This window comes from Methylobacterium sp. Ger2507, assembly GCF_055231875.1.
The window spans coordinates 3,799,560-3,820,202 of record NZ_JBUYVC010000001.1; the positions used below are offsets into that span (position 1 = coordinate 3,799,560).

Consider the following 20,643-nt stretch of genomic DNA (forward strand, 5'->3'; position numbering starts at 1 on the left):
CAAGGACCGGGTGTTGGTGAGATGGCTTGGGAGAGCGGCGCTCATGCCGCGCGCCCCTGCCGACGATATAGGGTCGCCACCAGCCTTTCGCAGGCGGCGCGACACTGCGCGGCGTCGCTTTCGGTGCTGTTCCACCCGAGGCTCACGCGCAGCGCCCCTGCGGCCAGCGCAGGGGCGACGCCCATGGCCGCGAGGACCGGCGAGCGGGCGACCTTGCCGGAGGCGCAGGCCGAGCCCGACGAGAGGGCCACGCCGGCGAGATCCAGGGCCATTAGCGCCGTCGCGGCGTCGAGGTCCGGAACCGCGAAACACAGGGTGTTGGGCAGGCGCGGGGCACCGGCGCCGAACACGACGCACCCGGGCGCGCTCGCGCACAGAGCGTCCGCGATGCCGTCGCGCAGGATGCCAAGACGGTCCGACAGCGCCGGGTCGGCCAGGTCGGCCGCCACGCCGAGCCCGACGAGGCCCGGAACGTTCTCGGTGCCGCCGCGAAGGCGCGCCTCCTGGCCGCCGCCGCGCAGGAACGCGGCGTTCAGGGTCACGCCCTCGGCGAGCACCAGGGCACCGGTCCCCTTCGGACCACCGAACTTGTGCCCCGACAGGGTCAGGGCGTCGAGGCCGAGCGCGCTCATGTCGAGGGGGATCTTGCCGACCGCCTGCACCGCATCCGAGTGCACCAGGGCGCGACCATGGGCGCGGGCCAGGGCGACGATCGCCTGGAGCGGCTGAATCACGCCGGTCTCGTTGTTGGCGGCATGGACCGAGATCAGGAGATCGGTCTCGGCATGCCGGTCGAGCAGACCCTTCAGGGCCGGGAGGTCGATCACCCCGGACGCATCGACCGGGATCACCGCGACCGCATCGGCCGGAAATCGGTGTCCGGCCGCGACGCAGGGGTGCTCGGTGGCGCCGACGAGAAGACGCGTCGGAGCCGCCTGGCCGGTGCGCGCCAGGGCGCCGGACAGGACCGCGTTGGCGGCTTCCGTCCCGCCGCTGGTGAACACCACCCGCCCCCTGCCCGCCCCGATTCGCCGAGCGACCGCGGCCCGTGCCGCCTCCAGGGCGGCGCGGGCGGCGCGGCCCTCGGCGTGGATCGAGGACGGATTGCCCGGAAGGGTAAGCGCCCGCGCCACGGCAGCCGCGACCTCCGGTCGAACCGGTGAGGTCGCGTTGTGGTCGAGATAGGCGCGGCGTGCAGTCATGCGGACGAAAAACCACTGGTGGCGTCAAGTGCGAACGCGACAAATCCTTGCTTTTGCCCCCCACGATCATGCTAAGGCGCGGGCACGATACGTGTTCCGGTCGCCCGACGTGCGGGGAACGCGCCGATCCGAAGCTGGCTCGAACGGCGCTTGTTTAGAACAATTCTAGTCAGCTAGAATTGTTCTAAGAGCGCTTTTAGGTTCGTGGCCGGACGAGTCAAGGCACGCTTCACGGCTTTGCCCCGGCGTTCGGATCCGCGCGTCGTCCCGTCGAGCCGGCGATCCCCCGCGCGATGCCCGATCGCGGTATCCGCCCAGGAGTGTTGGTTGCCATGCCCGAAGTCATCTTCACCGGTCCCGCCGGTCGTCTCGAGGGCCGCTATCAGGCGCCCAAGAAGAAGGGCGCGCCGATCGCGATCGTGCTGCATCCGCACCCCCAGTTCGGGGGCACGATGAACAACCAGATCGTGTACAATCTGTTCTACACCTTCGCCAATCGCGGCTTCGCGGCCCTGCGCTTCAACTTCCGCGGCGTCGGCCGCAGCCAGGGCGCGTTCGATCACGGCACCGGCGAACTCTCGGATGCGGCGTCCGCCCTCGATTGGGTGCAGTCGGTCAATCCCGAGGCCCGCGCCTGCTGGATCGCCGGCGTCTCGTTCGGGTCGTGGATCGGCATGCAATTGCTGATGCGCCGGCCCGAGATCGAGGGTTTCATCTCGATCGCCGCCATGGCCAACCGCTACGACTTCACCTTCCTGGCCCCCTGCCCGTCCTCGGGCCTGTTCGTGCACGGCTCCGAGGACCGGGTCGCCCCGGCCCGCGAGGTCATGCCGGTGATCGAGAAGGTGAAGACCCAGAAGGGCGTCATCATCGAGCACCAGATGGTCGAGGGCGCCAACCACTTCTTCGACGGCAAGGTCGACGAACTGACCCAGACCGTCGACACCTACCTCGACAAGCGTCTCGGCCCGAAGCCAGAGGCCGCCTAAGGCCAACGCCGAGGCGCGGCGATCGGGAGGCGAATACCGGCGGAGCCCTCGGCTTCGCCGGTTTTTATGCGGGGGCGGCCGGCTTCCCCCAACGCGAGACGTGCAGGATGTCGGTCGAGCCTACGCTTTGATGAAGGCGGTGAAATCCGACCATTGCTCGACGCGGAAGGCCCGCAGATCCCGGACCGAGCGCGAGAACCACGTGAGCCCCTTCAGGGCCGCGATGGCAGAGAACAGCCTCGCCAGATCCTCGTCCTTGCTGGTGTAGGGGCTTCCCTGCACCCAATCGAAGCCGTGGCCCGAGAGCGTGCGGATGTCGCTGTAGGCCTGCGATACGCCCTTGGGATGGTGGGCTTGCGCCTCCGCGACCACGAGGTCGAACGCGATGGCGAACATCAGCGCTCCCGGGGATCGTCCAGGATGTCCGCGAGCCGGTAATCGACCTCCTCGCAGGTCTCCAGCACGCGAATCCGCATCATTCGATCGCCGCCCGCGAGTGCGTCACCCACGCTGACGATCTCGTAGACGGGGCCGACCTGCCCGAAGCGCCACCAAGTCCCGATGAACGCCTGGACCTTCGGGAATGAGGCGGGCGCCATGTCGTTCATGCGGGTATCCTACAGTGATTCCCATGACCGCCTAGCGCTGAACGAACCCGATCCTCACCCTCACGCCTTCGCGTGCACCACCGGCACCGCCGGCGCGCCTTCCCACTCCGAATGGGCCGGGATCGACTCGCCCTTCATCACGATGGTGAGCGGGCGCAGGCGGGCGTAGTCGCCGACCTTGGTGTCGTACAGCACCGTCGAGAACGCACCCACCGAGACGCCGCGGCCGACCACGACCCGGCCGACCTTCATGATGCGGTCTTCGTAGAGGTGCGTCTGGAGAGCGGAGGTGCGGTTGATGGTGGCGTAGTCGCCGATGGTGACGCAGTCGAACTCCGTGATGTCGGTGGTGAGCATGCACACGCCCTGGCCCACCTTCACGCCGAGCAGCCGCAGCATCCAGGGCAGGAACGGCGTGCCGACGAGGTGCTCCAGCAGCACCTTGCCGGCCAAACCCCAGTACAGCACCGCGACGGCCTCGGTGCGCATGGCCCACCAGGACCACATCGGCTGCATGCCGGGCTTGTAGACACCCATCAGTAGCCACTTCACCGCGATGACGGTGAAGGACTGGATGAACGCGATGGCGACGGAGACGGCGACGAAGCTGACCGCGAGGCCGGTCCAGTTCTCGGCCAGGATGGCCGGATAGAAGTAGAAATCGATCGCCGAGATCGCGAGACTGATGAACAGCATCGGCGAGAACGAGGTCGAGAACGCCTCGAAGATGCCGCGCCGGAGCTTCGGGCCCACGCCGGGCTCGTAGGTCTGGGTGTTCGAGCCGAGATCGACCCGCTGCCGGGAGGGCAGCTTGATCGGCGGGGAGCCGAACCAGGTATCGCCCGGGCTCATCAGGGCGTTGGCCGGCGGCTTCGACTTGATGCCGATGAGGACGTCGTCGGGGATGACCGTGCCGGGGGGCACCACGGCGTCGTTGCCGACGAAGACGCGCGCCCCGGTGTGAACCTCGTGCATCGTCATCCAGCCGCGGCGGATCTCCTCCTCGCCGAACACCACCTCGTCGGCGACGAAATTGCGCGCGCCGATATCGGCGAGGTCGTAGCGCCCGCCGAGATTGGTGGAGATCTCGGCCCCCTGCCCCATGCGGGCGCCCATCAGGCGGTACCAGGCCCGCATGTAGACGGTGGCGAACAGGGACGAGAGGGTCTCCAGCGTGACCTCGGCGGCCAGGGCCACCGCCCACTTGCGCATGTAGAAGCCGCTGTAGATCGAGTAGGTCCCCGACGACACCCGCGGCAGAACCAGCCAGCGGATGCCCGCGATGAGCAGCACGGTGCCGGCCGTCATCAGCATGGCGGTCGGCCAGGTCAGCAGCGGCAGGTACCAGTGATAATCGATGTCGGTGATGTCGCCGAGCGAATCGCTGATCTGGTCGAAGAGGTAGAAGGCCGGAAAGATCGGCAGCAGGCCGATGGCGGGGATCGCCGCCAGCAGGAAGGTGTAGAGCGCCGCGAAGGCGAAGCGCCGCCGGGGCGAGGCCGTGGCGGGGGCGGGCAGCGCCGATGGGTCGGCCTCGCCGACCTTGCGGCCGGGGGACCCGTCCCAGATCTCGGCGGCGCCGACCCGCGTGCCGGTCGGGATGGTGGTGAGGTCCCCGATCTCGGCATGGTCGCCGATGACCGTGTCGGGGCCGATGACGCAGGAGGCCCCGATCGCCACGTCCGCCCCGATCGCCACGCGGCCGATGATCAGCGCGTCGCCCACCACCTCGGCATTGGCGATGACGAGACGGCCGCCCAGCGAGGCGCCCGCGCCGATGCTGAGCAGGTCCGGCGCACCGACCTCGATGTCGGAGATCAGGGCGTCCTTGCCGATCTCGGCGCCGAGCATGCGCAGGTAGAACGCGATGGCGGGCGAGCCCTGGAGCCACTTGATGTGGACCAGGGGGGTCAGGCGCTGCGTCAGCCACCAGCGATAGTAGTAGGTGCCCCAGAGCGGGTAGCGCCCGGGCTTGGTGCGCCCGAGGATCAACCACTTGGCCGCGACCGCGATCGTGGCCGTCACGGCGTTGATGCCGATATAGACCAGCAGCATCACGGCGAGTTCGCCGAAGAACCCGAGGCTGCCGCCGGTGAGCAGCAGGTAGGTCACGAAGATGCCGAGCCATTGCGCGGTCGCCAGCGCGATGACGAAGGGCAGGGCCGCCGCCTGCGCAAGGCCGCAGAGGAAGCGACGCTTCAGGGACGGCGCCGGGAAGCTGAGATCGCGGATCGCCATCTCGGTGCCGGCGCCGCCGGTCCGCGCGATGAGCGTGTCGGCCATGGCCCGCAGGGTGCGCTGGCCGTAGACGTCCTGCAGGGTGATGGCGGCCAGCGCCGGCACCTCGCGCACCGCCCCGACGAAGCGGGCGGCGAGCAGGGAATGGCCGCCGAGATCGGCGAAGAAGTCGCCGTCGAACGGCATCGCCTGGTTGCCGAAGATGCGGTTGGCGGCGGCGAGAAGCGCCGCCTCGGTCTCGTTGCGCGGAGGCTCCTGCTCGCCGCTGGTGTCGGACACCGTCAGCGTGGCGATGCGCAGGGCCTTGCGGTCGACCTTGCCGGAGGTCAGGCGGGGCAGGACCTCCACGGTCTCGAAATGCCCCGGCACCATGTAGGGCGGCATCTGCCCGGCCAGCGTCTGCCGAAGGGCGGCCTTGTCGATCGTGGTGCCGCGGTCGGGCACCAGGAAGGCGACGAGGCGGTCGACGCCGTCGTCCTGGCGCAGCACCACCGCCGCCTGGTTGATGCCGGGCAGGACCTGGATGCGGGATTCGATCTCGCCGAGTTCCACCCGGAAGCCGCGGATCTTGACCTGGTCGTCGATCCGGCCGTGGAACACGATGTTGCCGGTGGCATCGAGGGAGACCGCATCGCCGGAGCGGTACAGCAGCGGGTCGGTCCCGTCCGAGTCGTACGGGTTGGCGATGAATTTGTCCGCCGTTAGTTCGGGGCGCTTGAGATAGCCTTTCGCCACGCCCGGACCGCCGATGAGGAGTTCGCCCTGCTGGCCCGGCCTCAGAAGCTCCAGGTTCTCGCCCGCGACGTACACCGAATAGTTCGGGATCGGGCCACCGATGGTGACGGGCACGCCCGGGCGCATCTCGGCGGCGGTGGCCACCACCGTGGCCTCGGTCGGTCCGTAGGTGTTGAAGAGTTTTCGCGAGGGCGTGGCCCAGCGGGCGACCAGGGGCTCGGGCAGGGCCTCGCCCCCGAGCAGCACGAGGCGCACGGTGGGCAGGTCCTGGGAGATCATCGCCAGGAGGGTCGGCACGGTATCGAGCACGGTGACGCCGGCCTGGGCCAGAATGCCGGGCAGGGCCTCGACATCGCCCATCATGGCCGGCGAGGCGACGAACAGGGTCGCGCCCACCAGGTAGGGCACCCAGATCTCCTCCATCGAGAGATCGAAGGCGACGGAGGCGCCCTGGAACACCACGTCGTCGGCGCGCATGCCGTAGAGCGCGTTGCCCGAGCGCAGGAAGTGGCAGATGTTGGCGTGGCTGATGACGATGCCCTTGGGCACGCCGGTCGAGCCCGAAGTGTAGATCAGGTAGGCCGGATGATCCGGCGTCAGGCCGAGGATCCGCAGATCGGGCACGGTCGCGTCGCGTGGCGTTCCGGCGGCCAGGGCCGCCACGGTCACCGCCGGGGTGCCGGCCAGCGCCTGGGCTTCCAGGGCCGGCGAGACCAGCAGCGCCTTGGCGGCGGCATCCTCCAGGCAGACCGCGACCCGGTCGGCCGGTGCCTCGGCATCGAAGGGCAGCCAGGCGGCCCCCGACAGGGTGATGCCGATCTGGGCGATCAGCAGGTCGGTCCCGCGCGCCATCCAGAGGCCGACGACGTCGCCCGGGCCGATGCCGCGATGGGACAGCCCGCGCGCGATCGCGGCTGCCTGCGCCTCGACCTCGCCGTAGGTCAGGACCGGATGGGTTCCATCGACGCCGGTCTGCGCGCCATCGATGAGGGCCGGGTGATCGCCCCGTGCCCGGGCGCTCTCGCGAAAGATCTCGCCCAGCACCTCGTCGCGGATGAGGTCGGGCCGCGCCGGCCCGCGCAGCATGGCGGAGGCCCCGGATACGACGGAAGAAACCTCGTCCTCAGGCCCGCGCGTTTCCGCCCGGGGCCGGGTCGTCTCGGCGAGACTGCTCATCCGCTGCTCCGCTGTCGGCCCCCGATCGATCGAGGGCCGTCCTTTTGGCCGGGTAGGCGCCCGGATCGCGCCGAAATCACGGCGCGTCTAGCACGTTTGGGGGGCAGGCTTGAACCGGGGTTGAACGCGCAGGACGAGGCCGGTCAGGCCCAGCGCCATCCGGCCCGATCGAGCACCAGGACGCTGCCCTGGCGGATGCCGATGCGCGGGGCGTCCCGCACCCCGAGATGCCCGCGGATCACCAGGATCGCCCGGGCCACGCCGCCATGGGCGACGATCACGGTGGGGCGCGTCAGGCCGGTGACCACCGGAGTCACGCGCTCCACCAGCATGGCGTAGCTCTCTCCGGTCTCGCCCGGCGGGCGATAACCCCAGCGGTCGCGGTCCCGGGCCGCCGCACCGGAGGGGTCGCGCCGGCGGATCTCGGCCCAGGTCGAGCCCTCCCAGGTTCCGAAGCTGATCTCCTTCAGCCGGGGGTCGAGACGATAGTCCTCCGGCGGCAGAGCGAGGGCGGCCCGCAGGGTCTCCATCGTGCGCCGGGTCCGCGCGAGCGGGCTCGCGGCATAGTCCATCGTGGCGACGTCGGCCTCCGCCACGGCCGCGAGGCGCCGGGCCACGTCCTCGGCCTGACGCAGGCCCTCGGCGTTGAGAGCGATGTCGCGCTGCCCCTGGAGGCGCCCTTCCGCGTTCCAGTCGGTCTGTCCATGGCGGATGAAGTAGATCGGGGTCACCGTCTCAGGCCCCGCCGCAGGCTGGAACGGCCGAGCCGGGAATTCGTTTTCGCACTCACATCCTGGCCCTGCATGCCGGCGGCCGCCGTTCCCCGCCCCCAACCGAGCAAGCGAGTCTCATTATGTCGAAGCGCCACGGCAAGCACAGGCAGGGCCAACGTCCCGGGGAAACGGACGCTTCCGCGCCGCAACGTGATGTTTCGCACCGCAAGAAGAGCGGCAAGACCCGCGAGCAGGGTGGCAAGACCCGGGCGCGCCACCCCGGCCATCGGCCGCCCTCCTCCGCTCTGTGGGCTCGAGAGACGGAAGGCCTGGCCCCCCACGCCGAGCCCCCTCCGGGCCCAGCGCTCGCGCCGGCGGCGAAGGGCATCGTCACCGTACGGCCGGGTTCACGGTGTGACCTCGACGCGATCGATGCGAATACGGATGGCGGGCTCGACAAGGACGAGGCCAAGGCGGCACTCGCCGCCGAGCGCGCCCGCATCGTCGCCCTGCAGGAGCGGCTCTATGCCGAGCACAAGCGCAGCCTGCTCGTGGTGTTCCAGGCCATCGACACCGGCGGCAAGGACGGCACCATCCGGGCGGTGTTCGAAGGCGTGAACCCGCAGGGCTGCCGGGTCTGGTCGTTCAAGGTGCCGAGCGCCGAGGAGAGCGACCACGACTTCCTGTGGCGCTACCACGCCAAGGCGCCGGCACGCGGCATGATCAACGTGTTCAACCGCAGCCATTACGAGGACGTCCTCGTGGTGCGGGTGAAGGATCTCGTGCCGGAGCCGGTCTGGCGGGCGCGCTACGACCAGATCAATGATTTCGAGCGGATGCTCAGCGCGGCCGGCACCACCGTGCTCAAGTTCTTCCTCCACATCTCGAAGGACGAGCAGAAGGAGCGGCTGGAGGCCCGCATCGCGAACCCGGACAAGCACTGGAAGTTCGACCCTGCCGACCTCGTCGAACGCAAGGCCTGGAATGCCTACCAGGCAGCCTTCGCCGATGCGCTCTCCGAATGCTCGACGCCGCAGGCGCCCTGGCACGTGGTGCCGGCCAACCGGAAGTGGTACCGCAACCTCCTCATCGCCCGCACCATCGCCGACACCCTGGAGGCGATGGACCCGCGGTTTCCAGAAGCGCAGGCCGACATCGCCGGAATGACCGTGCCGGATTAGGCGTGGACCGCCAATCGCCGGGCGCTAATCCTTGTCGAGGCTGAGGTCCGGGGCTTCCGGGTTCTTCATGCCGACGACGTGGTAGCCGGCATCGACGTGGAGGATCTCGCCGGTCATGCCCTTGCTCATGTCCGAGACGAGGTAGGTGGCGGTCTCGCCGACTTCCTCGATGGTCACGGTGCGCCGCAGGGGGGCGTTGTACTCGTTCCACTTCAGGATGTAGCGGAAGTCGCCGATGCCGGAGGCGGCCAGCGTCTTGATCGGGCCGGCCGAAATCGCGTTGACGCGGATTTTCGAAGGGCCGAGATCGGCGGCGAGGTAGCGCACGGAGGCCTCGAGGGCGGCCTTGGCGACGCCCATGACGTTGTAGTGAGGCATCCACTTCTCGGCGCCGTAATAGGTCAGGGTGAGGAGCGAGCCGCCGTTCGGCATCAGCTTCTCGGCGCGCTGGGCCACCGCCGTGAACGAGTAGCACGAGATCAGGAGCGACTTGGTGAAGTTCGCCTCCGAGGTCTCGACGTAGCGGCCCGTGAGTTCGTCCTTGTCCGAGAAGGCGATGCAATGGACGACGAAGTCGATCCCCTCAGGGAACACCTCGGCGGCCGCAGCGAAGACCGCATCGATCGAAGCCGGATCGGTGACGTCGCAATGCCCGACCACGTGGGCGTCGAGTTCACGGGCCAGGGGCTCGACGCGCTTCTTCAGGGCGTCGCCCTGGTAGGTGAAGGCGAGCTTGGCGCCGTGGGCGGCCGCACTCTTGGCGATGCCCCAGGCGATCGAGCGGTTGTTGGCGACACCGAGCACCAGGCCGCGCTTGCCGGCGAGAAGTCCGCCGACGTGATCGTGAACCGGGTGCGTGTCCGCCATGTGTCACCTGAGCGAGAGCCGTGGCGCGCGCCGACGGTCCCGTCGGGCGACGGATCGGCGTATTTGCGCCGGGCATCCTTAGCGGAGCCGCGCCTGGGACGGAAGTCCGGGACCTGACAGCGCCGGGAGGCCGTCGCGGATGGGTTGCGACACTCGATCCGCGGGGGCCAGGCTCAGCTGAGCTTGGTTCCGCCGGGCTTAACTCACCCGGCCTTGGCAGCGCGGCGCGCGCGGGCGAAGTCGACGAGCGCCGCATCCTCCTGGCTCGGCAGCATCACGGCCGTGACGGCGAGGAGATCGCCCCGGGTTCCGTCCTTCTTCGGCAGGCCCTTGCCCCGGAGGCGGAACGTGCGCCCCGACCCGGTCATGGGCGGGATCTTCATCTCCACGGCACCGGTGAGGGTCGGCACGCGGATCGGGCCGCCCAGGATCGCGTCCTCCAGGGGTACCTCCACCGAGGCGCGCAGGTCGGCGCCCTCCACGGTGAAGCGGGTATGCGGCAGGAGGCGGATGGTGAGCAGCGCATCGCCCGGCGCGCCCCGCAGGCCGCCCGGATTGCCGAGGCCACGCAGACGGATGGTCTGACCATCGACCACGCCCCGGGGCACCACCACGTCGACATCGCGCCCGCCCGGCAGCGACAGGCGCAGCTTTTCCTCGCTGGCAACCTGTTCCAGCGTGACGCTGAGCTCGGCCGCGACGTCCTCGCCCTTGACCGGACCGCGCTGCGGGCCACCGCCCGGGCCGGCGCCGGAAGCCCGGAAGGCATCGCCGAACAGGTGCGAGAAGATGTCCTCGCCGATGCCGCCGCCGCCAGCTGGGCCGCGTCCGCGGGCGGCACTCTCGAAATCGAAGCCGCCACCGCCACCGCCGCGTCCGCCGAACCCGCCGAAGCCCTCGAAGCCGGTGGCGCGCGGCTTGCCGTCCGCGTCGATCTCGCCGCGATCGAACTGCGCGCGCTTGCCCGCATCGCCCAGGATCTCGTAGGCGCTGTTGGCTTCCGCGAAACGGTCCTTCGCCTTGGCGTCGTCCTGGTTGCGGTCCGGATGGTAGGCCTTGGCGAGCTTGCGGTAGGCCTTCTTGATATCGGCTTCGCTGGCGCCTTTGGGGACACCCAGCACGTCATAGGGATTTCGCATCGGTCTTCAGAATTCTCGGTGCCGCCTGAGGCCGGGCGATGGCCCGGCGCCTTCGGATTCGTCGGTCATGTGGACGGCCTGTTGCTTCTCTGCAACGGTCTCGCGCGAGAATTCGCTTCGAATCGCGCGCCGTCAACGCCTGGAGCTGTACTCTGATCCCGATCGGGCCGGGAGTCCGGCTCCCGCACGGCGGGTTTCGATCAGGCTGCCGATTTCGCAGCCCGAATCCGGGTCAGGGTCCAGTCTCCACCCGACGGCTTGCACCCCGTGCCGCGCACGAAGCGACTGCCCGCCGGTGTGATGACGGAGGCCAGGAAGTCGCGGCAGACGAGATCGTTGGCCACGTAAGGCAGGCCGGTCGGGTTGACCGAGCCACGCAGGGTCGTCTCCGGGTTGTCCCACTTCACCGGGCGGCCATTGCCCTGCGGATCGAGGGCCACGGAAAGCGCCGCATGCGCCCTTCGCCAATCCTCCGCACCGAGATCGTTGCCGAAACCGAGCGGACGCTTGTCGATACTGCCGGTGCTGATCGGCTCGTCGGGCAGGACGGTACTGGCGCGGGCGACCTTCGGGGCCTTCGGTCCGGCCTCCGCCGTCTCCTCACCCTGGAAGGTGATGATCGGCAGGCCGCAGCCGCCGAGACCGAGCAAGGCCGTCAAAGCAAGGGCCGAGGCCCAGCGTTCCGGCCTGACGAGTCGCTCCCCGGCGAGGATACGCCCGTCCCGGTCGTGCTCCCGAGCCATATCGTCTTGAGCCATATCGTCTCTTGCCGCACGGTCTCGTACGGCCTGGGCTTTACAGTCGCGCCGACGCATTACACCTGATCTCAACGACGTGTTGGGCCGATAACGCTCGTGTCCCACGTCGGTGCCCCCGACCCGGATCTCACCACAGGATTACGCCTTGGAACGGTTAAGGATCGATGATCCCGCCTCCCCCAACTCGGGCCCGGACCCCCTGGGTCCCAATGGCGACTTCACGCGTGCAGCCGACCCGTGGGCCCTGTTCGCCGCATGGATGGCCGAGGCCGAGGCGTCGGAGCCCAATGATCCCAACGCCATGGCGCTGGCGACGACCGGATCGGACGGGCTGCCGGACGTGCGCGTCGTGCTGCTGAAGGGCGTCGATGCGCACGGTTTCGTGTTCTACACGAACGTCGATTCCGCCAAGGGCGACGAACTGCGCCAGAACCCGCAGGCCGCCCTGGTGCTGCATTGGAAGAGCCTCGGCCGACAGGTCCGTGCCCGTGGGCCGGTGACCCCCGTCACCCCCGAGGAGGCGGATGCCTACTTCGCCAGCCGGGCGCGCAACAGTCGCCTCGGAGCCCATGCGAGCCGACAGTCGCGTCCCCTCGCCGACCGCGCCACCCTGGAACGCGAGGTGGCGGCCCTGGCGGAGCGCTATGGCGAGGGACCGGTCCCGCGTCCCGAGAACTGGACGGGCTTTCGCATCGCGCCGGTCTCGATCGAGTTCTGGAAGAACGGGGCGTTCCGCCTGCACGACCGGGTCCGCTTCACCCGCGACGGCGAGGGCTGGCGCGGGGCGCGGCTCTATCCTTAAAGCCGCGGATCACCGTAGAGCCGCGGATCACCGTCTTGCTGCGTCGCGGCAGGACCCTGGATTTTAGACCCCGCGCCGCTTAGACCTGAACGCGGCGTGGAGGTCGTCCGGCGTTTTCGCCTGCCGGACGTCTCCCGATCCTGAAGGAACGGTCTTGGCCTCATCCAACGAACGCCGGCGCGTCATGCTGCTCACGGGGGCGAGCCGTGGCATTGGGCATGCCACCGTGAAGCGCTTCTCGGCTGCCGGATGGCGGGTGATCACCTGCTCCCGGCACCCCTTTCCGGAGAACTGCCCCTGGGAGATGGGACCGGAGGATCACCTGCAGGTCGATCTCTCCGACCCGCAGGATACGGTGCGGGGCATCGAGGAGGTGGCCGGACGCCTCGCCGCCGAGGGGGGGCTTCTGCACGCGCTCGTCAACAATGCCGGGATTTCGCCGAAAGGGCCGCAGGGCGAGCGCCTCGGCGCCATCGCCACCGAATTCGGGGATTGGCAGCGGGTATTCCAGGTCAACGTGTTCGCGCCCCTGCTCCTGGCCCGAGGCCTCTGCGAGGAACTGACCCGCGCCAAGGGCTCCATCGTCAACGTCACCTCCATCGCCGGCTCGCGCGTCCATCCCTTCGCGGGCGCCGCCTACGGCACGTCCAAGGCGGCGCTGGCCGGCCTGACCCGTGAGATGGCCAGCGATTTCGGTCCCCTCGGCGTGCGCGTCAACGCGATTTCGCCCGGCGAGATCGACACCGCGATCCTGTCGCCCGGCACCGACAAGATCGTGGCCGGCATCCCGCAGCGCCGCCTCGGCACCCCCGACGAGGTCGCCAAGGCGATCTACTTCCTGTGCACCGAAGCGTCGTCCTACGTGAACGGCGCCGAACTGCACATCAACGGCGGCCAGCATGTCTGAACGGGTCGCGCGCTCGGCGCTTCTCGTCGCGTTCCTGGTCCTCACCGCCCCCGCCCTCGCGGAACCCTCCGTGACGATTCTCGACCTGCCGTTCCGGGCCAAGGCCCTGCGCGGCCCGGGCAGCGAGGTCGCCATCGCGGTGGCGACCTCGGGCCTCCTGCCGCTGGCCCGGAGTCGCAACCCCAATCCGACCGGCATTGAGCAGGAGGCTCCCATCGTGGTGGTCTGGGGCGATGGCGGAGGCGCCGCGCTCAGCCTGGTCGACGGACAGGTGGCCACCACCCTGCTGGGCGCCGAGGCGATCGAGGGCCTGGCCGCCGCGGAAACTCCACGCGGCGCCCTGCCCGGCTCGCGGCGCGCGGTCTCGGGTCCCCTGAGCGCTTACCTGGCGAACCCGGTTCCGGGGCTCGCGGGTGGCCCCGAACAGGCAGCGAGCTTGGTCATCCGGGAGCGTCAACCCGTGGCGATGGGCGGGGACCCGAAGCCGGTGCCGATCGTCACCACGACGCTGGCCGCCGCCCCCGATACGGTGTTCGCCCTGCGCCGCCCCCGCATCGCCCGGTTCGCGGAGAAGCCCGTCATCGTCGCCGTCACTGTCACGTCCACCGGAGCATCCGAGCTGGCGCTGTTCGGCGGGGCGCCAGCCGATCCGAAGCCCGATTCGAAACCAGGCGTCCCCTGGTCGCTCCTGGCCCGCAGTCCGGCTCAAGAGACGGGACCCGGCGGTCAGCCGCTGAAGCCGGCGGGAATTGCGGATTTCGCCGGCGCCGGGCAACCGCAGATCGCGGCCGTCGCGAACCCGGAGGGCGCCGGGCTGCTCCAGCTCTGGGCCCTGGACGCCGGTGCCTTACGCCGCGTCCACGAGGCTCCGGGTTACACCAACGTCTCTCCCGGCGAGGGAGAGGTCGACCTTGCCGCCCTGGTGGAGCCGGAGCGAGCCGGGCCGCCCGAACTCGCCCTGCCGGTGGCCGACCGAAGCGCCCTCGCAATCCTGGTCCTGAAGGACGGCATCCGCGAGCGCCTGCGCATCCCGCTGCCGGGGCTTGCGGCCTTCGGACTTGCCAGCCTCGGCCGGGGACCCGCCGCCCGCCTGCTGGTGGGCCTCGCTGATGGCCGGATCGCCGTGGTGACGCCGTGACCGGGACAAATCCGGACGATCCCCAGGCGCGGCTGTTTCCGACGCGCCCCTTCGTCGGCACCTCGATTGCCGTCCTGCGCGACGAGCGCGTGCTGCTTGCGGCCCGCGCCAACGAGCCGATGCGCGGCGTGTGGACCTTTCCGGGCGGTCTCGTGGAAGCTGGCGAAGCTCTGGCCGAGGCGGCTCTGCGCGAACTGCAGGAGGAAGTCGGCCTCAATGCCGCAGTGATCGGCGTGCTCAGTCCCACCGAGATCATCCTGCGCGACGGCACGGATCGCGTCCGCCACCACTACGTCGTCCATCCCCATGCGGCCTTGTGGATCGGGGGCGAGCCGGTGGCTGGACCCGAGGCGCTCGGAGTCCGGTGGGCCACGCTCGCCGAACTCGAGACGCTGGCGACCACGCCCGGCCTCGCCGACACTGTCCGCGAGGCCTTCGCCCTGGCCGCCTCGCGGGCGGAGCCTGCGGCATGAAGGCTCGCGGCATCAGGGCTTGCGGAGCCAGGCTGGCGACGCTCGCCGGACCCGCCGTGCTGATGGCCGTGCTGATGGCCGTTCCGGACGCGGGGCTGGCTCAGCAATCCCGTGGCGGCTCGGCCCGGTCCGCTCCGAAACCGATCGAGAAGGAGAAGGAGCCGCCACCGCCCGCCGAGCCGCCGCCGGCTCCCTACGATCGCGACCTGCTGCGCCTCTCTGAGGTCATCGGCTCTCTGGCCTTCCTGCGCGACCTCTGCGGTGCTGCGGATGCCCCGGAATGGCCGGCGCGCATGAAGGCCCTGATCGAGGCCGAAGGGGTGACCCCGGGCCGACGCGACCGCCTCGCCGGAGCCTACAACCGCGGATATCGCGGCTACAGCCTGACCTACCGGGTCTGCACGCCCGCGGCCACGGAGGCCGCCGCCCGGTACGTCACCGAGGGCGAGCGCTTGTCGCACGCCTTGGCGAGCCGGTTCGGCGGATAGGTGATGCGGCGCGGTCACAGATCGTGCGCCTCGCCCAGAAACGAAGAATTTGAGTGCCCGCGTTAACCGCTTCGCAATTCCTGGCTTTGCGAACCCCTCGGCTCGCCCTATCCTCATGGTCACTGGCCGGTTGGTTCGCCGGCCCAACGATGATGTGGCCCATGCACATGGATACGGTCTCCGCGCCCTTCGAGGCGGATCTCGACGACAAGCGCGCCGCGCTCGGCTACGTCTCGGAGGCGTTCGCCGAAGGCTGTCTCGATGGCCTCGATGGGGACTGCATGGCTCAGGCCGCTCTGTTCGCGGCGTTCCAGGAACTCGTCACGACCTATGGCGAGGAGGCCACCGCCCGCTACGCCGAGGGGTTTCCGGACCGCATCCGCGGGGGCGCCTTCACCACGAGTCCTCAGCACTGAGATCCCAGGCGTGAGGTCGGAGGCGTAACCACCTCCGGCGCCGACATCGCCAAGCTCGGCAGATCCAGGGCAAGCGCATCCGCGCTTGCCCTTCTCGTTGGTTCCGAGTTCGTTGATGCCGACGCGCTCGCGCTCAGGCCGGCGCCAGCGCTTCCTCGAACAACACCGCCTCACCGCGCGACGGTGCGGTGAGCGCGCCGTCCCACATCACGCTGTTGCCGCGCACCAGGGTGCCCACCGGCCAGCCCGTGACCGTGACGCCGTCATACGGGGTCCAGCCGCATTTCGAGGCGATCCAGTCGTTGCGGATCGTCTCGCGGCGCTTCAGATCGACCACCGTCACGTCGGCATCGTAGCCGACTGCCAGGCGTCCCTTCCGGGCGATGCCGAACAGGCGCTTCGGGCCGGCACTGGTGAGGTCGACGAACCGGCTCAGCGACAGCCGCCCCGCCGCTACGTGGTCGAGCATGATCGGTACCAGGGTCTGCACCCCCGTCATGCCCGAGGGGGAATTCGGATAGGGCTTGGCCTTCTCCTCCAGCATGTGCGGCGCGTGGTCGGAGCCGAGGATGTCGGCGACGCCTTGCGACAGGCCGTGCCAGATTCCGTCGCGGTGGTCGGCGCCCCGCACCGGCGGATTCATCTGCACCAGGGTGCCGAGGCGTGCATAGGCCTCGTCGCCATCGAGAGTGAGGTGGTGGGGCGTGACCTCGCAGGTCGCGACGTCCTTGGCCTCGGCCAGATACACCATCTCCTCCTTCGTCGAGATGTGCAGGATGTGGATTCGGGCACCGGTGGCCCGGGCGATGCGCACGAGACGCTGGGTCGCCTTCAGGGCCGCTTCGGGCGAGCGCCAGACCGGATGCGAGGACGGATCGCCCGGGACGCGCCGGTCCTTCTGCGCCCGCAGCATCGGTTCGTCCTCGGCGTGGAAGGCGGCGCGCCGGCGGGTCCGCTTCAGGATCTCGGTGACGCCGGCATCGTCCTCGACTAGGAGCGAGCCGGTGGAGGAGCCGACGAACACCTTGATGCCGGCTGCTCCCGGCAGCCGCTCCAGTTCCGGCACCAAGTGGGCGTTCTCGTGCGTGCCGCCGACCCAGAAGGCGAAGTCGCAATGCATCCGGTGATGGGCGCGAGCGACCTTGTCGGCCAGCGCCTCGGCGGTGGTGGTGAGCGGGTTGGTGTTCGGCATCTCGAACACCGTCGTGACGCCGCCCATGACGGCGGCCCGCGAGCCCGATTCGAGGTCTTCCTTGTGGTCGAGCCCCGGCTCGCGGAAATGCACTTGGCTGTCGATGACGCCGGGTAGCAGGTGCAGGCCGGTGCAGTCGCGGTGCTCCGTGGCCGTCGCCCCTGAAAGGTCGCTGATCGACGCGATGCGACCGGCGCGGATGCCGAGGTCGGCACGGTGGGCGCCGTCCTGATTCACCACGGTGCCGCCGGTGAGGAGGAGGTCGAAGGGCCGGTCCATGCCGAAGCTCCCGGGATGTGCATTGAGACGGGGTCGCGGGCGGCTTATGTCAGGCCCGGACGGCGCGCAATGCCGCTGCCGCTTGTTGAAGGAGCCGCCATGCCGATCGCCCTGCTGCCGGACCGCGCCATCGTCACCGTCTCGGGCGAGGATGCGACGAGCTTCCTGCAGGGCGTGGTGACGTGCAACGTCGAGACCCTGGAGGCTGGCGAGGCCCGCCTGGGCGCCTTGCTGACGCCCCAGGGCAAGATCCTGTTCGACTTCCTGATCGCCCGCGGTGCCGGGGATGGGTTCCTGCTCGACGTCGCCACCGAGCGGGCATCGGATCTCGCCAAGCGCCTTGGGCTCTACCGATTGCGGGCCAAGGTGGCGATCACCCTTGACCCGACGTTGGGTGTGGCCGCGGCCTGGGAGGGTGCGGAAACCAGCGCCACCGTGCTGCGTCGCCACGACGGGCGCCTTGCCGCCCTCGGCGAGCGCCTGTTCTTTGCAGCCGGGGCCTTCTCGGCCGATGCCACGGAGGCTGACTATCATGCGCATCGCATCGCCCACGGCATCCCCGAGGGTGGGCGCGACTTTCCCTGGTCCGACGCCTTTCCGCACGAGGCGCTGATGGATCAGCTCGGCGGCGTCGACTTCCGCAAGGGCTGCTATGTCGGGCAGGAGGTGGTCTCGCGCATGCAGCATCGCGGCACCGCCCGCACCCGGATCGTGCCCCTCGTGGCGGTCTCAGACCATGGGCTGGAAACGGGGGCTGAGATCAGTGCCGGACAGCGGACGCTCGGCACGGTGGGCAGCGTCGCCGGACGGCGTGGCCTCGGCCTTCTGCGCCTCGACCGCCTCGCCGATGCCCTCGCGGCCGGCGAGCCTCTGCGTGCCGGTCATGCCCTGATCGGCGTGGAAAAGCCGGCCTTCGCCACCTTCGGTTTTCCCGAGGTCGCCCAAGCCGGCTGAGGTGTGGCCTGCCCCCTGGGCTGATGGGCCGACATCGACGCGCAGCCGTCACCCGGCTAAACCCTCGGCGATGCGCACCGATGTTTCCGGCCTGATTGATCATCCCGACGGCTGCGCCCGCTGCTGGTGGGCCGGGCTCGATCCCGTCTATGTGGCCTATCACGACACCGAGTGGGGTGTACCCGAGCGCGACGGCCGGGCCCTGTACGAGAAGCTCATCCTCGACGGCTTCCAGGCCGGTCTGTCCTGGATCACCATTCTGCGCCGCCGCGAGGGGTTCCGCCGCGCTTTCGCGGGCTTCGATCCGGAGGTCATCGCGCGCTTCACCGACGCCGATGTCGAGCGCCTGATGCAGGATACCGGCATCATCCGGAACCGGGCCAAGATCGTCGGCACCATCGCGGGCGCGCGTGCCTACCTCGCCATCGAGGCCCGGGGACCCGGCTTCGCCTCCTTCCTGTGGGATTTCGTCGATGGCGTGCCGATCCAGGGCTGCGCCGCGAGCCGGAGCGCCATCGCCACCGAGACGCAGGTCTCGCGGGCGATGGCGAAGTCCCTGAAGGCGGAGGGCTTCGCGTTCTGTGGCCCCACCATCGTTCACGCCTTCATGCAGGCGGTGGGCCTCGTCAACGATCACCTCGTCGGCTGCCATCGCCACGGACCCTGCGCGACCCTCGGAGGCCGGGCATGAGCGCCGATCGCGGGCGCGCCTGGCAGCGGATGTTATCCGGGCGCCGTCTCGACCTGCTCGATCCGTCTCCGCGCGACATCGAGATCGCCGATATCGCCCACGGGCTCGCCCGCGTCGCCCGTTGGAACGGGCAGACCGCGGGGCCGCACGTCTTCTCGGTGGCCCAGCACGCCCTGCTGGTGGAAGCCATCGGCCGCGCCCTCGCACCGGACCTGGGCGCCGGCGCATGCCTCGAACTCCTGCTGCACGACGCACCCGAATACGTGGTCGGCGACATCATCTCGCCGTTCAAAGCGGCCATCGGCGATTCCTACAAGGCCGTCGAGCGTCGGCTCCTGGCCGCGATCCGGCAGCGCTTCGGCCTGCCTGAGCCTGGCCGAGACCTGGTCATGCTGGTCAAGCGAGCGGACGGCAGCGCGGCCTATCACGAGGCCATCCGGCTCGCCGGCTTTTCTCGCGACGAGGCCGATGCCATCTTCGACGCTTGCGCGCCCCTCTCCCCGGAGGCTGATGCGCTGCTCGATCCGTGGTCGAGCGACGTGGCGCAGGCGCGCTTCCTCGCCCGCTTTGACGTCCTGGTCGGGCCGGAGGTCGCCTGATGCCGTACCTTCGGGTCTGCCCCCTGTCACGGTTGCCGGAGACGCTCGAGGGGTCTGGCGCCCGGCATCTGATGACTCTGATGAAGGTCGGAACCGCAATTTCCCGGCCCGCCGGCATCGCGGAGGGACGCCACTGCGTCGTCGAGGTCAGCGACATCGTCGCGCCGATGGACGGACACGTGACGCCCGGTGACGGGCATGTGGCGGCGATCCTCGCTTTCGCCGAAGCTTGGGATCGGAAGGAGCCCCTGCTGATCCACTGCTATGCGGGGATCAGCCGCTCGACAGCGGCGGCCTACATCGCGGCCTGTGCGCTGGCTCCCGAGCGCGACGAGGCCGAGATCGCCCGCGCCCTGCGGATCGCCTCGCCCTCGGCGACGCCGAATGCGCTCTTCGTGTCGATCGCCGATCGTCTGCTTGGCCGTGACGGGCGCATGGTCGCGGCCATCGCGGAGATCGGGCGCGGAGCCGATGCGTTTGAGGGCGAGCCGTTCAGCCTGAACCTGATGTCGAATGTCAGGATATGACTCTAAGCTACTGAGAAGGTGACAAAAATATTTTCTGATCAGTGTCGCATCTCGGGGCCTTTGCGGGCTTGTGCGGGAGTGTGGCGCAAAGGCCGCCCGGCCCATGAAACGAAGCCGGATTCCTGGGATCGGGTTGCCGGCTTCGGGGCGACCGGCTTAGACCGACAAAATCAAGGGGTAGTTTAGGATGAGTGTCACGCGACCCGCCGTTGCGTCGACGGCCAGTGCCGGTGAGCCGGCCCTCGACCTGCCGTTCGAGAAAGCCTTGGAGCAACTCGAGGATATCGTGCGTCGCTTGGAAAAGGGTGATGTGCCGCTCGACGAATCCGTGGCGATCTACGAACGCGGCGAGGCGCTGAAGCGCCACTGCGAGGGCCTTCTGCAGAAGGCCGAGGCCCGCATTCAGAAGATCACCCTCGGTGCCGACGGTCAGGCGGCCGGCGTCGCACCGCTTGATGTCGACTAGCTTAGGGCAAGTCGATCTTCTTCATTGGCGCCAAGCAATTGCGCGCATGTTTTCCCTCCGGACGTGAGGTTGGTTCGGTGTCACGGCAAGAAACCACGGGCGAAA

22 protein-coding genes and 1 pseudogene are annotated in these 20,643 nt (G+C 69.4%); 13 read left to right on the forward strand and 10 right to left on the reverse strand.

The annotated features are described in order from the left end of the window. Window positions 1-41 precede the first annotated feature (41 nt). A complete protein-coding gene (locus ACV7NL_RS17475; protein ID WP_463356348.1) occupies window positions 42-1,202 on the reverse strand; it encodes a cysteine desulfurase family protein in 1,161 nt (386 codons plus the stop codon). A gap of 332 nt (window positions 1,203-1,534) precedes the next feature. Between ACV7NL_RS17475 and ACV7NL_RS17480 the strand changes: the two genes are divergently transcribed. Continuing rightward, window positions 1,535-2,191: an alpha/beta hydrolase gene (locus ACV7NL_RS17480; protein ID WP_056186925.1), complete on the forward strand. Its 657-nt coding sequence runs from the start codon at window positions 1,535-1,537 to the stop codon at window positions 2,189-2,191. Window positions 2,192-2,311: 120 nt separating this feature from the next. On the opposite strand, the gene ACV7NL_RS17485 is transcribed toward ACV7NL_RS17480, so the two are convergent. From ACV7NL_RS17485 to ACV7NL_RS17505, 5 genes and pseudogenes are all read right to left on the reverse strand, one after another. Further along, window positions 2,312-2,587 (reverse strand): virulence factor, encoded by a 276-nt coding sequence (locus tag ACV7NL_RS17485; protein ID WP_463356349.1) that lies wholly within the window; start codon window positions 2,585-2,587, stop codon window positions 2,312-2,314. After that, window positions 2,587-2,799: a DUF5397 family protein gene (locus ACV7NL_RS17490; protein WP_463356350.1), complete on the reverse strand. Its 213-nt coding sequence runs from the start codon at window positions 2,797-2,799 to the stop codon at window positions 2,587-2,589. The genes ACV7NL_RS17485 and ACV7NL_RS17490 overlap by 1 nt, the downstream gene beginning before the upstream one ends. Before the next feature lie 60 nt (window positions 2,800-2,859). Then, window positions 2,860-5,082 (reverse strand): Pls/PosA family non-ribosomal peptide synthetase, encoded by a 2,223-nt coding sequence (locus ACV7NL_RS17495; protein ID WP_463357156.1) that lies wholly within the window; start codon window positions 5,080-5,082, stop codon window positions 2,860-2,862. Then, window positions 5,080-6,948: pseudogene (locus ACV7NL_RS17500) on the reverse strand (amino acid adenylation domain-containing protein); the annotation flags it as partial. The gene ACV7NL_RS17495 and the pseudogene ACV7NL_RS17500, both read right to left, overlap by 3 nt. Before the next feature lie 143 nt (window positions 6,949-7,091). Next, window positions 7,092-7,679 (reverse strand): histidine phosphatase family protein, encoded by a 588-nt coding sequence (locus tag ACV7NL_RS17505; protein ID WP_056481367.1) that lies wholly within the window; start codon window positions 7,677-7,679, stop codon window positions 7,092-7,094. A 122-nt stretch (window positions 7,680-7,801) separates the two neighbouring features. Here ACV7NL_RS17505 and ACV7NL_RS17510 point away from each other — a divergent pair, with 122 nt between their 5' ends. Beyond that, window positions 7,802-8,842, forward strand: a complete 1,041-nt coding sequence (locus ACV7NL_RS17510; RefSeq protein WP_463356351.1) for a polyphosphate kinase 2 family protein — start codon at window positions 7,802-7,804, stop codon at window positions 8,840-8,842. A 24-nt stretch (window positions 8,843-8,866) separates the two neighbouring features. Here ACV7NL_RS17510 and fabI read toward each other — a convergent pair whose 3' ends face one another. From fabI to ACV7NL_RS17525, 3 genes are all read right to left on the reverse strand, one after another. After that, window positions 8,867-9,709 carry an enoyl-ACP reductase FabI gene (gene fabI, locus ACV7NL_RS17515; RefSeq protein WP_056186907.1) on the reverse strand — a complete coding sequence of 281 codons (843 nt, stop codon included), beginning with the start codon at window positions 9,707-9,709 and terminating at the stop codon, window positions 8,867-8,869. Between the two features lie 203 nt (window positions 9,710-9,912). Beyond that, the gene (locus tag ACV7NL_RS17520; protein WP_463356352.1) at window positions 9,913-10,848 is read right to left on the reverse strand and encodes a DnaJ C-terminal domain-containing protein; all 936 of its coding nucleotides are present in this window, start codon (window positions 10,846-10,848) and stop codon (window positions 9,913-9,915) included. Window positions 10,849-11,048: 200 nt separating this feature from the next. Then, window positions 11,049-11,606, reverse strand: a complete 558-nt coding sequence (locus tag ACV7NL_RS17525; RefSeq protein WP_463356353.1) for an RT0821/Lpp0805 family surface protein — start codon at window positions 11,604-11,606, stop codon at window positions 11,049-11,051. 199 nt (window positions 11,607-11,805) lie between these two features. Here ACV7NL_RS17525 and pdxH point away from each other — a divergent pair, with 199 nt between their 5' ends. The 6 genes from pdxH to ACV7NL_RS17555 all read left to right on the forward strand — a co-directional run bounded on the left by pdxH (window position 11,806) and on the right by ACV7NL_RS17555 (window position 15,830). Then, window positions 11,806-12,408 carry a pyridoxamine 5'-phosphate oxidase gene (gene pdxH, locus ACV7NL_RS17530; RefSeq protein ID WP_280138740.1) on the forward strand — a complete coding sequence of 201 codons (603 nt, stop codon included), beginning with the start codon at window positions 11,806-11,808 and terminating at the stop codon, window positions 12,406-12,408. Window positions 12,409-12,592: 184 nt separating this feature from the next. Next, on the forward strand, window positions 12,593-13,315 hold the full coding sequence (locus ACV7NL_RS17535) for an SDR family NAD(P)-dependent oxidoreductase (RefSeq protein WP_056186898.1): 723 nt from the start codon (window positions 12,593-12,595) through the stop codon (window positions 13,313-13,315). Then, window positions 13,308-14,453 carry a hypothetical protein gene (locus ACV7NL_RS17540; protein ID WP_463356354.1) on the forward strand — a complete coding sequence of 382 codons (1,146 nt, stop codon included), beginning with the start codon at window positions 13,308-13,310 and terminating at the stop codon, window positions 14,451-14,453. The genes ACV7NL_RS17535 and ACV7NL_RS17540 overlap by 8 nt, the downstream gene beginning before the upstream one ends. Beyond that, complete coding sequence (locus ACV7NL_RS17545) at window positions 14,450-14,926, forward strand: NUDIX hydrolase (RefSeq protein WP_463356355.1); 477 nt, start codon at window positions 14,450-14,452, stop codon at window positions 14,924-14,926. Before ACV7NL_RS17540 ends, ACV7NL_RS17545 begins: the two co-directional genes overlap by 4 nt. Before the next feature lie 62 nt (window positions 14,927-14,988). Continuing rightward, window positions 14,989-15,414, forward strand: coding sequence for a TIGR02301 family protein (locus ACV7NL_RS17550; RefSeq protein ID WP_056186888.1), 426 nt, complete (start codon window positions 14,989-14,991; stop codon window positions 15,412-15,414). Between the two features lie 161 nt (window positions 15,415-15,575). Further along, window positions 15,576-15,830, forward strand: coding sequence for a hypothetical protein (locus ACV7NL_RS17555; RefSeq protein ID WP_056186885.1), 255 nt, complete (start codon window positions 15,576-15,578; stop codon window positions 15,828-15,830). 133 nt (window positions 15,831-15,963) lie between these two features. Here ACV7NL_RS17555 and ACV7NL_RS17560 read toward each other — a convergent pair whose 3' ends face one another. Beyond that, a complete protein-coding gene (locus ACV7NL_RS17560) occupies window positions 15,964-17,301 on the reverse strand; it encodes a dihydroorotase (RefSeq protein ID WP_463356356.1) in 1,338 nt (445 codons plus the stop codon). Between the two features lie 99 nt (window positions 17,302-17,400). On the opposite strand from ACV7NL_RS17560, the gene ygfZ reads away from it, so the two are divergent. From ygfZ to ACV7NL_RS17585, 5 genes are all read left to right on the forward strand, one after another. Beyond that, window positions 17,401-18,255, forward strand: a complete 855-nt coding sequence (gene ygfZ, locus ACV7NL_RS17565) for a CAF17-like 4Fe-4S cluster assembly/insertion protein YgfZ (protein WP_463356357.1) — start codon at window positions 17,401-17,403, stop codon at window positions 18,253-18,255. 70 nt (window positions 18,256-18,325) lie between these two features. After that, complete coding sequence (locus tag ACV7NL_RS17570) at window positions 18,326-18,946, forward strand: DNA-3-methyladenine glycosylase I (RefSeq protein ID WP_247636616.1); 621 nt, start codon at window positions 18,326-18,328, stop codon at window positions 18,944-18,946. Beyond that, window positions 18,943-19,545 (forward strand): HD domain-containing protein, encoded by a 603-nt coding sequence (locus tag ACV7NL_RS17575; RefSeq protein ID WP_056186873.1) that lies wholly within the window; start codon window positions 18,943-18,945, stop codon window positions 19,543-19,545. Before ACV7NL_RS17570 ends, ACV7NL_RS17575 begins: the two co-directional genes overlap by 4 nt. Beyond that, window positions 19,545-20,072: a tyrosine phosphatase family protein gene (locus ACV7NL_RS17580; RefSeq protein ID WP_463356358.1), complete on the forward strand. Its 528-nt coding sequence runs from the start codon at window positions 19,545-19,547 to the stop codon at window positions 20,070-20,072. The genes ACV7NL_RS17575 and ACV7NL_RS17580 overlap by 1 nt, the downstream gene beginning before the upstream one ends. A gap of 187 nt (window positions 20,073-20,259) precedes the next feature. Then, on the forward strand, window positions 20,260-20,538 hold the full coding sequence (locus ACV7NL_RS17585; RefSeq protein WP_056186867.1) for an exodeoxyribonuclease VII small subunit: 279 nt from the start codon (window positions 20,260-20,262) through the stop codon (window positions 20,536-20,538). Window positions 20,539-20,643 lie beyond the last annotated feature (105 nt).

Coding starts and splice junctions, on each gene's coding strand:
- ACV7NL_RS17475 (WP_463356348.1), bottom strand. CDS start 1,202: ATGACTGCACGCCGCGCCTATCTCGACCACAACGCGACCTCACCGGTT.
- ACV7NL_RS17480 (WP_056186925.1), top strand. CDS start 1,535: ATGCCCGAAGTCATCTTCACCGGTCCCGCCGGTCGTCTCGAGGGCCGC.
- ACV7NL_RS17485 (WP_463356349.1), bottom strand. CDS start 2,587: ATGTTCGCCATCGCGTTCGACCTCGTGGTCGCGGAGGCGCAAGCCCAC.
- ACV7NL_RS17490 (WP_463356350.1), bottom strand. CDS start 2,799: ATGAACGACATGGCGCCCGCCTCATTCCCGAAGGTCCAGGCGTTCATC.
- ACV7NL_RS17495 (WP_463357156.1), bottom strand. CDS start 5,082: ATGGCCGACACGCTCATCGCGCGGACCGGCGGCGCCGGCACCGAGATG.
- ACV7NL_RS17510 (WP_463356351.1), top strand. CDS start 7,802: ATGTCGAAGCGCCACGGCAAGCACAGGCAGGGCCAACGTCCCGGGGAA.
- fabI (WP_056186907.1), bottom strand. CDS start 9,709: ATGGCGGACACGCACCCGGTTCACGATCACGTCGGCGGACTTCTCGCC.
- ACV7NL_RS17520 (WP_463356352.1), bottom strand. CDS start 10,848: ATGCGAAATCCCTATGACGTGCTGGGTGTCCCCAAAGGCGCCAGCGAA.
- ACV7NL_RS17525 (WP_463356353.1), bottom strand. CDS start 11,606: ATGGCTCAAGACGATATGGCTCGGGAGCACGACCGGGACGGGCGTATC.
- ACV7NL_RS17535 (WP_056186898.1), top strand. CDS start 12,593: ATGCTGCTCACGGGGGCGAGCCGTGGCATTGGGCATGCCACCGTGAAG.
- ACV7NL_RS17540 (WP_463356354.1), top strand. CDS start 13,308: ATGTCTGAACGGGTCGCGCGCTCGGCGCTTCTCGTCGCGTTCCTGGTC.
- ACV7NL_RS17550 (WP_056186888.1), top strand. CDS start 14,989: ATGGCCGTGCTGATGGCCGTTCCGGACGCGGGGCTGGCTCAGCAATCC.
- ACV7NL_RS17555 (WP_056186885.1), top strand. CDS start 15,576: ATGCACATGGATACGGTCTCCGCGCCCTTCGAGGCGGATCTCGACGAC.
- ACV7NL_RS17560 (WP_463356356.1), bottom strand. CDS start 17,301: ATGGACCGGCCCTTCGACCTCCTCCTCACCGGCGGCACCGTGGTGAAT.
- ygfZ (WP_463356357.1), top strand. CDS start 17,401: ATGCCGATCGCCCTGCTGCCGGACCGCGCCATCGTCACCGTCTCGGGC.
- ACV7NL_RS17570 (WP_247636616.1), top strand. CDS start 18,326: ATGCGCACCGATGTTTCCGGCCTGATTGATCATCCCGACGGCTGCGCC.
- ACV7NL_RS17575 (WP_056186873.1), top strand. CDS start 18,943: ATGAGCGCCGATCGCGGGCGCGCCTGGCAGCGGATGTTATCCGGGCGC.
- ACV7NL_RS17580 (WP_463356358.1), top strand. CDS start 19,545: ATGCCGTACCTTCGGGTCTGCCCCCTGTCACGGTTGCCGGAGACGCTC.
- ACV7NL_RS17585 (WP_056186867.1), top strand. CDS start 20,260: ATGAGTGTCACGCGACCCGCCGTTGCGTCGACGGCCAGTGCCGGTGAG.